The 15,070-nt window shown below is 45.6% G+C and carries 12 protein-coding genes; 1 reads left to right on the top strand and 11 read right to left on the bottom strand.

Annotated features, from left to right (window positions below; all coding sequences use genetic code 11):
• Positions 1-108 precede the first annotated feature (108 nt).
• Complete coding sequence (locus RDW05_RS04725) at positions 109-1,080, bottom strand: TAXI family TRAP transporter solute-binding subunit (protein WP_293696384.1); 972 nt, start codon at positions 1,078-1,080, stop codon at positions 109-111.
• Positions 1,081-1,427: 347 nt separating this feature from the next.
• On the opposite strand from RDW05_RS04725, the gene RDW05_RS04720 reads away from it, so the two are divergent.
• Positions 1,428-1,802, top strand: coding sequence for a hypothetical protein (locus RDW05_RS04720; RefSeq protein ID WP_277259348.1), 375 nt, complete (start codon positions 1,428-1,430; stop codon positions 1,800-1,802).
• A 75-nt stretch (positions 1,803-1,877) separates the two neighbouring features.
• Here the strand turns inward: RDW05_RS04720 and trpA are convergent, their stop codons facing one another.
• The 10 genes from trpA to RDW05_RS04670 all read right to left on the bottom strand — a co-directional run bounded on the left by trpA (position 1,878) and on the right by RDW05_RS04670 (position 14,816).
• Entirely contained in the window at positions 1,878-2,669 is a 792-nt protein-coding gene (gene trpA / locus RDW05_RS04715) for a tryptophan synthase subunit alpha (protein ID WP_307978027.1), read from the bottom strand.
• Positions 2,662-3,846, bottom strand: coding sequence for a tryptophan synthase subunit beta (trpB, locus tag RDW05_RS04710; protein ID WP_009145719.1), 1,185 nt, complete (start codon positions 3,844-3,846; stop codon positions 2,662-2,664). The genes trpA and trpB overlap by 8 nt, the downstream gene beginning before the upstream one ends.
• Positions 3,833-4,471: a phosphoribosylanthranilate isomerase gene (locus RDW05_RS04705; protein WP_307978026.1), complete on the bottom strand. Its 639-nt coding sequence runs from the start codon at positions 4,469-4,471 to the stop codon at positions 3,833-3,835. The genes trpB and RDW05_RS04705 overlap by 14 nt, the downstream gene beginning before the upstream one ends.
• A complete protein-coding gene (gene trpC / locus RDW05_RS04700) occupies positions 4,464-5,243 on the bottom strand; it encodes an indole-3-glycerol phosphate synthase TrpC (RefSeq protein ID WP_307978025.1) in 780 nt (259 codons plus the stop codon). The genes RDW05_RS04705 and trpC overlap by 8 nt, the downstream gene beginning before the upstream one ends.
• Positions 5,244-5,264: 21 nt before the next feature.
• Entirely contained in the window at positions 5,265-6,281 is a 1,017-nt protein-coding gene (gene trpD, locus RDW05_RS04695; protein ID WP_307978024.1) for an anthranilate phosphoribosyltransferase, read from the bottom strand.
• Positions 6,282-6,825: 544 nt separating this feature from the next.
• Positions 6,826-8,841 (bottom strand): DUF4357 domain-containing protein, encoded by a 2,016-nt coding sequence (locus RDW05_RS04690; RefSeq protein ID WP_307978023.1) that lies wholly within the window; start codon positions 8,839-8,841, stop codon positions 6,826-6,828.
• Between the two features lie 256 nt (positions 8,842-9,097).
• Entirely contained in the window at positions 9,098-10,429 is a 1,332-nt protein-coding gene (locus RDW05_RS04685; RefSeq protein WP_307978022.1) for an RNA-binding domain-containing protein, read from the bottom strand.
• Between the two features lie 348 nt (positions 10,430-10,777).
• Positions 10,778-12,838 (bottom strand): elongation factor G, encoded by a 2,061-nt coding sequence (gene fusA, locus RDW05_RS04680; protein ID WP_210684389.1) that lies wholly within the window; start codon positions 12,836-12,838, stop codon positions 10,778-10,780.
• A gap of 149 nt (positions 12,839-12,987) precedes the next feature.
• Positions 12,988-13,926, bottom strand: coding sequence for a DUF1848 domain-containing protein (locus RDW05_RS04675; protein WP_307978021.1), 939 nt, complete (start codon positions 13,924-13,926; stop codon positions 12,988-12,990).
• Between the two features lie 5 nt (positions 13,927-13,931).
• Positions 13,932-14,816 (bottom strand): hypothetical protein, encoded by an 885-nt coding sequence (locus tag RDW05_RS04670; RefSeq protein WP_307978020.1) that lies wholly within the window; start codon positions 14,814-14,816, stop codon positions 13,932-13,934.
• Positions 14,817-15,070: the final 254 nt, after the last annotated feature.

Below are 15,070 nucleotides of genomic sequence, written 5' to 3'. Positions count from 1 at the left end.
CATTAAAACAACGCTTACAATAATTACTAAATTCTTTACTGGGAAAAAAGACCGGCCACCGGCAAACGCCGGTTTCCGGTCTTTGAAGTTCGGCATCATTTAAAATCCTTATTTTTCGTTAAAGAATTTTTCAGCACCCGGGTTCAGCTTAATGGACATGCCGTCTTTAGCAGTATCTTTGCTGATAGCATTTGCTGCGGAGTGAGCAGATTTCATACGGTCAAGGTTGCCGTACAGAGCTTTAGCAATTGCATAAGCGGTATCTGCATCCATTTTATCAGTTACTGCCAGCATGCATTTTACTGCTACTGCAGTAACGTCAGCATCCTGCTTCGGATAAGTACCAGCTTTGATAACCAGCTTGGTGTAGAACGGATATTGTTTGATCAGAGCGTCAGCCTTGTCAGCGTCAACCGGAACCAGTACAACGTCGTTCTGAGTTGCGATATCCTGAATAGCAGCGGTCGGATGGCCTGCGGTTACGAAAGCAGCATCAACGTTGCCGTCTTTCAAAGCACTTGCAGCTTCACCGAAGGACAGGTATTGAACTTTAATATCATCATATTTAATGCCATATGCTTCCATGATCTGGCGAGCATTTGCTTCAGTACCGGAGCCTGCAGCACCTACAGCGATGCGTTTGCCTTTGAAATCAGCAACAGATTTGATACCGGATTTTTTCAAAGTTACAATCTGTACAGTTTCCGGATACAGAGTTGCGAGACCTTGCAGGCCGGCAACCTGTTTGCCTTTGAACATTTCAGTGCCATTGGCAGCATAGTAAGCAATATCATTTTGAATGAATGCGATTTCAACCTTGCCTTGGCTGAGCAGGTTTACGTTAGCTACAGAAGCGCCGGTAGATTGTGCGGAAGCATTGGTACCCGGAATATTTTTATTCAGGATATCAGCAAGAGCACCGCCTAACGGGAAGTAGGTACCGGAGGTACCACCGGTAGCAATGTTAATGAATTTTTGTGCAGCAGGTTTTTTATCATCTTTTTTGTCTCCACCACCGCAGCCGGCAATCATAGTAGCCATCACCATGATACCAAGTAAAAAAGCCAAGAGTTTTTTCATAAGAGTTCCCCTCCTTTAATATACATATGTGCTAAGATAACAAATTTCATGCAGCAACATATTGTTATTTTTGTTATTCGTCAACATTGCGTAAATTCCTGCTAAAAAATTCATAAAAACGTCATGTATACAGAATACATTGGAATAAAAATGCAGACTACGTGAAAAATTCCGCCTGTTTTTTGATTATTAATACAACTTTTCTGCATAAATCGTTGTGAAATCATTTCATTATAGATTCATTTTGCTTATTTCCGTAATCTATGTTACAATAATAGCGTTATGTTTATTGCTTTTTTTCGATAAAGCGAGAGTCATCAAAAACAACTTTTTAAGGAGTGAATAATATGAGTTCTGGAGCTTATTCTTTAAGACTTGCACGTACCCTGTACGAAAATGTTTATCATGCTATGCTGTACAATGAAAACCAACAGCCTATCGGCGATTTGGAAATCATTCCGAACATTCCTCTCGACCGCAGCCAGGTTCCTGAAGATGCACCGGAAGTACCGGCTTATCTGCTGGTAATCGTTAAAGACGCTGATATCAACAAGGACAACCTGATTGATTTCGAAGAGCGCGCTTCCTATGCTCTGCTGAAACGCTTCTCCACCGAAGTTATCAACTTCCAGCACTGCAAATTCTACTATCCGTCCCCTGCCTTCATTTTTGAACAGCCGGACGCAGTAAACGGTGGCGCTGAGCCCATGCCGCTGCAATAATTTAAAACGAAAAACTCCGCTCCCTGCTGCCTGTGCAGTAAGGAACGGAGTTTTTTTGTGCCCAAACTTTTGTAATTAAGCCTCCGCAGCTGCTTGCGCAACTGCTTCGGACATACTCTTGACGTATTCGTAAACGTGCTCGGGAGAATCAACGCCGTATTGTGCCACGATTTTTTCAATCGCACTGCCGACAATAGCGCCGTCGCTGGCCCTGGCCATCTTATAAGCCTGCTCCGGAGTAGCGATACCGAAGCCTACAGCCACCGGAATATCGGTAGCCTTGCGCACCTCTGCGACAATGCCGTCGATATCGGTAGTAATGTTGCTGCGCACGCCGGTAACGCCTAAGGAAGAAACTACATATACATAGCCTTGGGCAATAGCGGCGATTTTTTGGATGCGGTCCTTGGAGGTAGGCGCAATCAGCGGCACCAAGGCAACGTGATGCGGTTCGCTGAACGGACGCATCTCCTCGCGCTCCTCGTACGGGATATCCGGTATGATGACGCCGTCTACACCTGATTCTTCGCAGCGGGTGAAGAATTTTTCCGCACCATAGGCATAAATCGGATTAGCGTAGGTCAAAAATACCAGCGGTACCTGTGTTTCCTCGCGAAGCTCCGCTACGAGGTCAAAAATTTTATCGGTAGTGGTGCCTGCAGCCAACGCACGCATATCTGCTTTTTGGATAACCTCGCCCTCAGCCACGGGGTCGGAGAAGGGAATGCCGAACTCAATTAAGCCTGCACCGCCCTTAATCATGGCTCTCACCAGCTCCTTGGTTACAGCAAGGTTAGGATCGCCTGCGGTCACAAAGCCGATAAATACCTTTTTCTTTTCGTCAAATGCCTTTTGTATTCTATTCATGTAAATCAACTCCCATATAACGTGCGATTGCGGCAACGTCCTTATCACCGCGGCCGGAAATATTTATAACCATAATCTTATCCTTCGGCAGAGTTGGCGCCAGCTTCATAGCGTAGGCTACGGCATGGGCACTTTCGATTGCGGGGATAATTCCTTCTGTTTTGGAAAGATAGTTGAAGGCGTCAACCGCCTCCTTATCGGTAGCAGGAACATATTCCGCACGGCCGATGTCGTGCAGATAAGCATGCTCGGGGCCGATGCCGGGGTAATCAAGACCGGCGGAGATGGAATAAACCGGAGCAATCTGACCGTATTCATCCTGCAGGAAGTAGCTCTTCATACCGTGGAAGATGCCCAGCTTGCCGTTTGCCATGGTTGCAGCGTTCTTGGGATTGTCTACGCCCAGGCCTGCAGCCTCTACGCCGATTAAGCGCACGTCCTTGTCCTCGATAAAGTCATAGAACATACCCATAGCATTGGAGCCGCCGCCTACGCAGGCTACCAGCACGTCAGGCAGGCGTCCTTCCTTTTCCAGCATCTGCGCCTTGATTTCCTCGCCGATGATCTTCTGGAAGTCGCGCACAATTTCCGGATACGGATGCGGGCCCATAACGCTGCCCAATACATAGTAGGTATCCTCAACGCGTTCCGTCCATACGCGCAGCGCTTCGTTTACTGCATCCTTCAGGGTACCGGTGCCGCTGCTTACAGGCACAACCTTCGCACCTAAAAGCTCCATGCGGAACACGTTGAGCGCCTGACGCTCGCAGTCCTCCTTGCCCATGTACACAACGCATTCCATGTTCATCAGCGCCGCTGCGGTAGCAGTCGCAACACCGTGCTGGCCTGCGCCGGTTTCAGCGATAACACGCTTTTTGCCCATCTTCTGCGCCAGCAGAATCTGTCCCAATACGTTGTTGATTTTGTGGGCGCCGGTGTGGTTCAGATCCTCGCGCTTCAAATAAATCTTGCAGCCACCCAAATCCTTGGTCATCTTCTCTGCGTAATACAGGAGGGACGGTCTGTTGGCATATTCGCGATAAAGACGCGCCAGCTCAGCCTTAAATTCGGGATCGTTTTTAAATTTTTCATATGCAGCCTCTAATTCCAAAACTGCGTTCATCAAAGTTTCCGGCATGTATTGACCGCCGTGAATACCATATCTACCTTTTGTCATCGTTATCTCCCCTTACCTCCGCTATAAATGCGGCAATTTTTTCCGGGTCCTTCAACCCTTCTGTTTCTACGCCACCGCTTACATCTACGGCAAAGGCGTTACTGTTTTTTAATACATCTGCAACATTCGCTGCCTCAAGACCGCCTGCGATAAAATACGGCTTGCTTATTTTTTCATCTGCCACCAGCGCTAAATCAAAACGCTTGCCGGTGCCGCCGTACTGCCCCTTGGTATAGGTATCAAAGAGCAGGTAATCGCAGGGATAGGCTTGCAGATTTTCAAAGGAGCCTGCGTCCTTCACGCGGACTGCTTTGATAATCGGCAGCTCCGTCTGCAGCCGCAGCCTTTCGCAATAGGCCGCATCCTCGTCACCGTGCAGCTGGATGATGTCTATAATCCTGCTTTTGGCCAGGCGTACAATCTTATATATCTCGGCGTTGACGAAAACGCCCACTGCCTTAATCTGCGGGTTAAGCATTGCCTTCAGCTGTGCTGCCTGCTGCTCCGTCACCTCGCGTTTGGTCTTGGCAAAAACGAAGCCTATATAATCGGGCAGCAGCCTGTTCACGCATTCTATATCCTGCGCACGCTTCAAGCCACAGATTTTAACCTTTACCTTACGCATCACGCATCTCCTTCAGCATCGCCGCAGCATCCGCACTGCGCATCAATGCTTCGCCCACCAGCACCGCCTGCACGCCCGCCTGCTTCAGCGCCTGCGTATCAGCTACGCATTGAATGCCGCTTTCCGCTACAAAAATCTTACTTGCGGGAATCGCATCCCTCAGGCGCAGGCTGTTTAGCGGGTTCACGCTGAAATCCTTGAGATTGCGGTTGTTCACGCCGATGATTTCCGCGCCCGCCGCCAGTGCCATCTGCACCTCGCCTGCGGTGTGCGCCTCCACCAGAGCGCTCAGCCCCAGCTCCTGCGCCTGCGCCAAGTATTCGCCCAGCTGCGCTGCACTCAGCAGGCTGCAGATAAGCAGAACAGCGTCGGCTCCGATGCATTTTGCTTCGTAAATCTGGTACTCGTCCAGCGTAAAATCCTTCCGCAGAAGCGGCAGCTCCACTCTTTGGCGCACCGCCTGCAGGTAAGCATCGCTGCCTTGGAAGAACTTCGGCTCCGTCAGGCAGGAGATGGCTGCTGCGCCGCCTGCCTCGTACTCTGCAGCCTTGCGCAGGTAGATGTCCGCAAAATCGGGGGCAATGATGCCCTTCGAGGGGGATGCCTTCTTCAGCTCGGCGATGACACTCAGGCCGGGGGCAGCAAGAGCTGCCCTGAAATCCTTGCCCTGCGGTCTGCCCTCTGCCTCATCACGCACCGCGTAAAGGCTTTTGTGCGCTTTGAGCGCCCGCACACGCTCCTTGGTATATTCCGCAATCTCATCTAAAATCATAATCTAACCTCTTTAATCAGCTTATTTATTGCTCAGCTCAATCAGCTTTTCCAATGTCTGCAGCGCCTTGCCGCTGTCAATCAGCTCTGCCGCCAGCTTCACGCCATCCGCAAAGCTTGCAGCCTTGCCGCCGATATACAGGCTGGCGCCGGCGTTCAGCAAAACTGCATTGCGTTTCGGTCCCTGCGCTCCTGCCAGAATGTCGCGCGTAATCTTAGCGTTTTCCTCCGGCAGACCGCCTACCAGATCTGCCTTGGTACAGCGCTCCATGCCGAAGTCCTCAGGCTTGATCACGTAATTTTTCATCCAGCCGTCCTTGAACTCGCAAACGGTAGTAGGTGCGCTCAGCGAAATCTCATCAAGTCTGTCCTGACCGTAAACCACCATGCCACGCTTAACTCCAAGGTTCATCAGTACCTGCGCCAACGGCTGAACCAGATACTCGTCATACACACCCAAGAGCTGCATCTTCGGGCTGCCGGGGTTCGTCAAAGGTCCGAGGATGTTGAATACGGTGCGGATGCCCAGCTCCTTGCGGATAGGTCCTACATATTTCATCGAGGTGTGGTATTTCTGTGCGAAGAAGAAGCACATGCCGGCTTCCTTTAACAGCTCCACACATTTTTCCGGGTCCTGCTGAATGTTCACGCCCAACGCCTCCAGGCAATCTGCGGTGCCGCATTTGGAGGAAGCCGCGCGGTTGCCATGCTTAGCAACCTTCATGCCGCCTGCCGCAGCAACCAGAGCGGAGGTTGTGGAGATGTTGAAGCTGTTGGAGCCGTCACCGCCGGTACCGACTATTTCAAAGATGTCCATGCCGGTTTCGCATTTCAGTGCGTGGTCACGCATTGCAGCGGCGCAGCCGGCTATTTCATCGGTAGTCTCCGCCGTAGTGCTCTTGGTAGAAAGCGCTGCCAGAAAGGCTGCATTCTGCGTTGCACTTGTTTCACCGCTCATAATCTCGTTGATTACGTCATATGCTTCGTTATAGGTTAAGTCCTCTTTACCGACGATTTTTACAATAGCTTCTTTAATCATTTTAATTCCTCCCATAGTTTACGCTAACATTCTACGAGAAGGTCTATCACAGTTTTGTTATACAAAAAAGCCTGTCCTGAAGCTGCTTAACTTTTCTAAGCAATTCCAAGGACAGGCTGTAAATACTTATACCTGCGGTACCACCTTGTTTCGCCGCCATTGCGACGCGCTCTCGCAGAGTGCCATCACACTCCTCACCCTTAACGCTGGTGTTACGTTGCTGAATACTCTCGCCTGCGCGATTTGACAGCACCCTCAACGGTCCATTTATCAGCCTGCATCTCTATCCGGCTTCCAGCCTCCCGGACTCTCTGTAAGCGCATCTGCTGACTTGATCTCCGTCTCAACGGTTTGTGGTTTTTTTTAAGTTGTGCCTAGTTTACCACTGCGGATATCTTTCGTCAACAACTTTGTACAAAAACTTGCGGATTTTTTTATTTATCCGTGATTTTGTAAAGCAGGTTACAGATTTGTAACAAAAAACGCTCTGCGTACTACCGTCAGTGAACTGGTTCACTATTATTCCTGCAAATATTTTATACTATTAATGACCAGTTTGTGCCACGGTACGACCATCAATCTTGGTCCATTCTTTTCTTCCATTAGAAGAGCGACCTAGAATAACTGCAGCTGCTGTTGACACGCTGGTAAACTCATAATCTTTTACAAAGCAAAAATCACTAATAACTCCACTAGTAATTAGCTCTTTTCTTTTTTCGGATATATTCAATGGAATACCTTCTGTTTCGTTTTGGGAAATTTTACTTCCTTTTAAAACAATAAATGCATCGGATTCACTGAAATACCCTGTAGCACTTGCTCCTCTTCCTGCTAACTCATATGTATCATTTTCTGCAGCCGAATAATCATCCAAATGAAGTTCCCATTTATCTGCAAATACCTTTTCTATGTTTTTTTGTCGTTCCTTAACAATTTCAAGTGTCCAAGAATCTATCCCAATAACCTGTGTTGTAAGTGTATAAGAACTAGTAGCATTCTTTGACTTAAAATATTTAATCTTCTTCGTAGGAAAATCAAAATTTTGAGCTTCCGAATTATGTCTTCTAGTTAATGGCACCAAATTTGCTATACGATTAAGCCAGTATTTCTGCTCTTGCTCATCAGGCCATAATTTCATCCATTCGCTATCTTTAGCAGGATTTTGCGGAAGTACATGTTCTATAGTAAATACTTTAGAATTGTAAGATGCTGCACCATCACTAACAAAAGAATCTAGACGCTGAATTATATAATTGCGACGCTGAGCAGTCATTGGATAAATTTCCCCAGCTAAAGCATCAGCAAATTTCTGCTTTTCCCATTTGGTAAGTTCAATACTTTTTAACGGATTAGCAAGCGAGCTATGAGGATTACTGTCCATTTCAACTAAAATCCATTTATACCTATCCATACGATGATTAACATCTTGCGATGTTACCAGTAAGTATGATGCAAGACGCTCCAATTTACGAATAAACCAGAGGATGTAATCAGAATCATCAATATGGTCTGCTAAAAACTTTATTGCAGGCGGCATCCAATCATAGTTATTAGTTTTGTTTAACCAATATAAGAGATCATTAATTTCATCAGCATTCTTTGTAGACGAAAATGTACAATTCTTTAATTGCTCATAGGCTGTTGTATATGGAATTAAATATGAGTCAATTAAAACTCTTGGTTCTGTTGTACTCATTACATATTCTTCAAACTCTTTAAGTAAATTAGTTCTCGGTCTCTCTTTAGAAAATATTGTACGAGTATGGGTAAATACTTCATTAAATCCATCCCTACCGATACTGTTTTCCATTTTTTCCCATTTATCAGTGTACGCCTCTTGCTTATCTATAGGAAGCCTACCAATAGTTTTAGATTTAATAATATCAGTCGGCAAAAGATCTAGGCCTCTACTATTCATTACAGAAAAAACTCTGAATGCAGATTCTTGATTTGATGTTGAAACAACCACTAAAAAACAACGATTTAATAAGAATTTGCAAAACTTTAAGAGTTCTTCATCCTCTGAAAAAGCATCAGCAATTTTATCACTTAACACCTTACAATTAATAAGTATATGACGTTGAGATTCTGTTTTCAATGTCATGGGATCTTTGCTCATCAGGTCTTTTAGCTGCACATTTTGAATATACTTATTGAAAAAATCCTGATCCCATTCTCTCAAGAAAATACGTGGCTGAGCAGGTATTTCTTCTAATTCATTACCCTCCTCTTGCAAATACTTTTTACAGAGATTTTTATATTTTTCTGTAACGAAAGCATTGCCCATAGCAGAAAATAAAATTGATAAAGTAGTTAAGCGCTGTTGTCCATCAATAACCTCAGCATAAGGTTTATCTTCTTCCTTTATCAGCACTATACTCCCAAGAAAATAATCATCAACAGACTCTTTTTGAAAAAAATCATATAAATCATCAAAAAGAATTCCTGCTTCAACAGCTGTCCAAGCATATGGTCGCTGGTATCCAGGAATATGATATTCAAAATCTGAGCTAAATATTTTTGATAAAGTGTATTCGTTACCTTTGATTTTATTGCTCATATTACGTTTCTCCTCTTCTCACTTGCACAAAGAATAATCTATCACAACAATTCTTTGCAGGATTATTAATTTTATTATACCATGAAATAACAGTAAAAACTTCTTCTATCTACAAGTTTATTTTATATCCTTAAATAGCGTTACTTCTTCATCTCTATCTAACAAAACTCTTCCATAAAACGCAATAGAAAATTCTATAAAACCATAACAAAAAACGCTCTGCGTACTACCGTCAGTAATACGCAGAGCGTTAAGCTTACCTGCTAATATACTTTCTGCTTCTCCCTACTCCGATAGGCGCCAGCCTGCCTGCATCACACAGCTCCTGCAAAAGCATATAGGCCTTAGTTGTTTTCACCTGCAAGGCATCCTCTACCTGCTTGCGGGTAACATAGCCCTGCATATCAGCCAGCTGCATTACTTTGTCCTTTTCATCCGCAAAGCCATAGCTTTCCTGCGTTTCGCTGATGCTAAACTCCTTGGCCTGCACCTCATTAATATTGGGCAAAACAACCTTAAAGCCACCATAAACCGCAATAAATTCCGGCCTTGCCGCAGTATCCAGATAGCTCTGCTGAATTTTTTCAATCCCCGTACCAAAGCTCTCTATTAAACGCAAGCGGTAGAACACAGCAGCCAATGCAGGATTGCGCGTCTGCGATACACCGATGAAAATTGTTTCCATTTTTAAGCCAGTGACGAGTCCTCCCAAAGAGATAAACTCAATGCGGTCATCGTAAATATTGACCAACGTGCTGCCGCTGAAGCTGTAATCACGGTGTACAAGGCAGTTCAGCAGCACCTCGCGCACAGCCTCAGGCGGATAATCCTGCGTATCTACACGCTCCAAGCCGTGAAAGGTTGCCTTAGTCTTATTATAATTATCTATAAATGCGTAAGCATCGTAAAGTTGCTGCAGCAAGGAGCCGGTAAACTCACGTCTGTCGCGAAAAACCGCTCTCGTACTGCCCTGAAAAACCGCTACCTTCAGTGAATGCTCGCACTGCTCGGAAAGCAGCAGCGCCAGATTCGTGTACAAGCCATCGTCACCGATGAGCTTAAGAGTGCGCAGCTGCGCCTCGTCCAATTTCAGCTCACGCTGCTGAAAATGCTTGCGTAAAGCAGTAAAGGTCAGCTCCTGCTGCATACTGCGCATGCTTTCGTAGCTTTTGCCGTTAACCTCTATCAGCATACGGCGAATGCCTTCATCGCTCAGCTGCTGGTTGCTGCTGCCCTGCCTGATATAAACACCGCTTGGCTTTAAGCCTTTTTCACGAATATAATACGGTCTGCTCGTGCCGTTTTGCACCGCAACCTCAATAATCTGTTTGCCTTCCCTGGTAACTGCGCGTATTTTAACAAATGGCATAACATCCGGTGCAATGCTGTCCTTAAGCGTGTTGGCTGTCTGCTGCATTACCTCGTCTACATTCTGCAGACCGACAACCTCTCCTGCATCATTTATACCTATATATAAAATTCCGCCCTCTGTATTGGCAAAAGCAACTACTGTTTTTTTGATGTCACTGACATACAGCTCTTTAAACTTTCTGTCGATATTCTCATACGCAAGTGTTTCTTTTGTCATTAGCTTTCGTTCCTTTCGTTTTCCTTTAATTATACATTACTTAAAGAAAGAAAGCAACAAAAAACGTCTATCATAAAAGCACTAGCTGATATACAGATAAATAACCTACAATCCTCTTGTCCGATACTTACATTAACCTCATCCTTAAGCAGTAACCATGCCTACTAAAATCATTAAGATGCAGAGATTTAAACCTGCCTTCTTATATACTTTGTTTATACCAGCACATCAAGAAAAAACTTCACTTTCCCACTCCACATACTAACTGCAAACAAACAACAAACCTGCCGGCTGACTCACGTCAGGCGGCAGGCCCGTTAGCGCTTTATTCAGTTGTCGCAGTTTTAATTATGCTTCCTTATGTTCAGCGATAATTTTTTCTGCCATCTTAGGCGGAACATCTTCGTAATGGTCAAACTTCATTTCAAATGTTCCCTGGCCTTGGGTAATTGCGCGGAGGTCTACGGCATATTCCGAAATCTCTGCATAGGGTACCTGAGCATTAACTACGCTCAAGCCATCTTCTACGCTCTGCATACCGAGAATGCGACCGCGTTTAGAGTTCAAATCGCCGATAACATCGCCCATCATAGAATCGGCACAGGTTACATTTAAGCTGTAAATAGGCTCAAGCAACACTGGCTTGCATTGTTCCATGGCCTTCTTGAAGGCGATATTGGAAGCAGTTTTAAATGCCATTTCAGAGGAATCGACAGTATGATACGAACCATCAAGCAGGGTAATACGCATATCTACAACCGGATAGCCTGCAAGGATACCCTTTTCCATAGCTTCACGCATGCCCTTTTCAACAGCAGGGATATATTGGCGAGGTACTGCACCACCGAAAATCTTATCTACAAACTCAAATCCACCTCCGGGCGGTAGGGGCTCCATTTTAATAACTACGTGACCATACTGGCCATGACCGCCGGACTGCTTCTTGTGCTTGCCTTCTACCTCGGCAGAGCCACGAATAGTTTCGCGATATTCGATAATCGGTGCTTTCAAAATAGCCTCAACACCAAATTTACGCTGCATACGCTCCATGATGATATCAATGTGCTGGTCGCCCATACCGCTGATTAAGGTTTCCTTGGTAACAGGGTTCTTGGTAACGATAATCGTCGGGTCTTCATCCATCAGACGATTCAGAGCGGACATGATCTTGTCCTCATCACCCTTTTTCTTCGGGTAAATTGCTCTGGTGTACATCGGCAGCGGGAAGTTAATGGGCGGGAATTCAACCTCAGAGTTCTTGTCGCAGAGGGTGTCACCGGTAGAGGTATATTGCAGCTTGGCAACTACACCGATATCACCGGCAGGAACCTGCTTCATAGGAATCTGAGTCTTACCACGCATTGTGAAGATGTTAGCAATACGCTCTTCTTCTTCACGGCGGGAGTTATAAACTACGCTATCTGCTTTAATTGAGCCTGAGAATACACGGAAATAACTTAGACGGCCAACAAAGGGGTCGGAAGTTGTCTTAAATACCAACGCTGCCATCGGAGCATTGGCGTCACGCACTTCTTCTTCGCCGGTTTCTTTATCCATAACGATATAGTCGTTCAAAATTGCCGGATAGGTAAAGTCGATGATAGCGTTCATCAATCGACCAAGACCAATGTTCTTGTAGGCACTGCCGCAAAGCATAGGATAGATGATAGCCTGACGAATGCCCTTAATCAGACATTTCATAATTTCCTCGTCGCTAATCTCTTCTCCTTCCAAATAACGCATCATGCAATCGTCATCTGCTTCAACCGCAGCCTCTACCATCTTTTCGTGAGCAGCAGCAGCAGCCTCTTTATACTCATCCGGAATCTCTATTTCATCGGAGCCATTACCGTTGGCACGATAGGCCTTCATTTTGTAAAGGTCTATAATACCCTGGAAGTTGTCCTCCTTGCCCAAAGGCAGCTGTAACGGCAGTACATGCTTACCGAACTTGCCACGCAGGTTATCCAAAATGCTATCAAAATCAGCGTTCTCACGATCCATCTTGTTGACAAAAATGATACGCGGCAAACCGGCTTCCTCAGCCAGCTTCCAGCATTGTTCGGTACCAACCTGTACACCGCTGGTTGCGCAAACCACGATCAACGCACTGTCTACTGCTCTAAAAGCTCCTTTAACCTCGGCAACGAAGTCAGCAAAGCCGGGAGTGTCGATGAAGTTAATCTTGGTATCACGCCATTCAACAGGTGCCAAAGTGGCGTTAACGGAGACCTTACGTTTGATTTCCTCGGGTTCATAGTCAGTGGTGGTAGCACCGTCTTCAACCTTGCACATTCTGCTGATTGCTCCGCTGCGATACAGCAGGGCTTCGGTAACGGACGTGGTTCCTGCTCCACCATGACCCACAATGGCCACATTTCTAATCTTATCTCCAGTGTACTCTTTCATGATAAATCCCCCTTTATCAGGCATTTGTTATGACTAGTATTTCGCTGATATTACCTATTTATCCTGCTTTTTGTGAAAAATTTCTCATAATTTTTTAAATTCACTTAAAATTGTAACGCATATTACAGTTTTTTGGAGGAAGACGGGGGTTAGGCGAACAGGCCCTGCTGTCTCTCCAGACAGGATTGCATTTTACGCTCAGTAATTCTGTCCTCCTCACCTACTTCGCCCAATAGCAACGCCGAACCGGGATGATGCTGCTGCCTGTTTTTCTGCACCATCGCATTATTGAAGTTGGCATAGCAGTAACGGCAGCCGTTGCGACAGGTATTGTAGGCACCGATATCGACGCTTGCCACGCAACCGCATTCTTGGCGCTGATTCTTGTCCTTGCCCACCTTCATCGGGCAGCCGAGCAGCTTTTCAAACAGGCCGCCGTCGATGCAATGCGCATGCTTAATGCCATATTTATCCAGCTCGATGCCCTCGGCGCAGGTCGCCAGCTCCAAGCCGTAGCTGTGCGCAATTTCTGCCAGCGCCTTCGCCATAGCGTCCATTTTTTCCAGGCTCCACGGCTGCACTGCCAGCCCTTGCATGTTGCGTTCGGTTTTGGCGTACATATCCAAAAAGCTGATGGTGCACTGCTTCGTATACGGCGCCAGCTGCTTGGCCAGCTCCGCAAAGCGCTGCACATGATAATTAAAGGTATATTTATTGTTGAGCAAAATCGGATCATAGCGCCAGATAACGCGCTCCGGCCCCAGCATGTCGCTCAGACGCTGAAAGCCTGGCACAATGAACTTATCCTTCGGAGGCACGCCTGCCTCCACGTCCTGCTCATAGCCGTTGAGCGTAAACTGAAAGTAGTACATGTAATCCTTGAGCAGCGGCAGCTTATCCAGCATCGGCAGCGGGTTCTTTGTCCAGAAGACAATGCCGTCCACCACCTCCGGATTGAGGCTGATGCGGCTCACCTGATGCGCATTCATCGGATTGCGCGCCAGCACATAGCCTTCTTTGATGCGCTGCATAAACCAGTCTGAATAATATGTCGGTATATCTGTTCTTCTGCTTGCACTTATAATCATCGGCTTTAAGCCACCTTTCTGAAAGTAAAGATTTGGTATCTCATATACATGGCATTCAACATTGGTCTATTTGTATTATTATTGCACATAGCACAGGAGCAAATTCCCTTAGTATAATTTTCGCACAGCATCGGGAAATTGTACAGCATATCATATGTTCCATTCATCAGTTTACCAATCCAAAAGTCACGATCGCTATAGTAGATTTTCTTGTTCTCACCTTCATATACAATTCCGTTATCTGCATCTGGTGCCATGCCCAGTTCCATAATTGCTTCACAAATTTTTTTGGCCTTGCTCTTATCGTCTTTCAAGTTATCTTTGTAGGCACGCATAGAGAACAGGAAGTGTACCTCATTCTTAGTAAAGCCCTTTTCACCAATCGTACGGCAAATGGCCTCTATCTCGTCATCATTGATTTCACTGTTGGACTTAGGTAACACATATACGTCAGAATTCAGAGCATCACACTCTGACAAATAATCAGCGATCTTCTGCTTCGCGAAATCAATATGATCACCATCGCAGGCAGCGAACTTGTCATTCCAGTCAATAACATCTACACCGTGATAACGGACATGGCATTCACCTGGCAGAGCATGCTTTAAGGACCAGTAATCAACCATGTTGCCGCAACCAATCGAAGTAACCTCAAGCATTCTACCGAGAGTCATGCGTTCAAGCAGTTTTTGATAAATTTCTTTATACTCGTAGGCATAAGCAAGGCTATAACGCATAGCATACACATCCTGAAGAAGTTCGTTAGTGTAGTCCGGCAAATTACCGCCATTAAAGCGCAAGGAACGGCAGCTGCACAGGCTAGAACCTTTTCCCAGCTTTTCTTTGAGATTTTGAGCCTTCATGTAAATGTAATCAGTAATAGAGATCATGTTATCAGTTCCTTTCGTTTTCAATGCTTTCGATATATTAATTATAAGTTGCCAGCCTGCAAAGAGCATGGCAAAAAAGGTGCGCGTTGACATGTTGGCTTTTCAAATTGCTAATCCACTTCACTATATATCTGCAAAAACATTCTAAATACAGTACAAAGCAGAAATCATTTCTTAAGTATTGAAACCTTATAATATTAAACTAATTAACTTTTATTATAAACATTTTTCGATTTATTATATGACTTTAAATA

Origin of the sequence: uncultured Phascolarctobacterium sp., assembly GCF_902463975.1 — a bacterium.
Taxonomy (GTDB): Bacteria; Bacillota; Negativicutes; order Acidaminococcales; family Acidaminococcaceae; genus Phascolarctobacterium_A.
The sequence above is the reverse complement of the archived record's forward strand: the minus strand, read 5'-3'. Positions and strand labels throughout refer to the sequence as shown.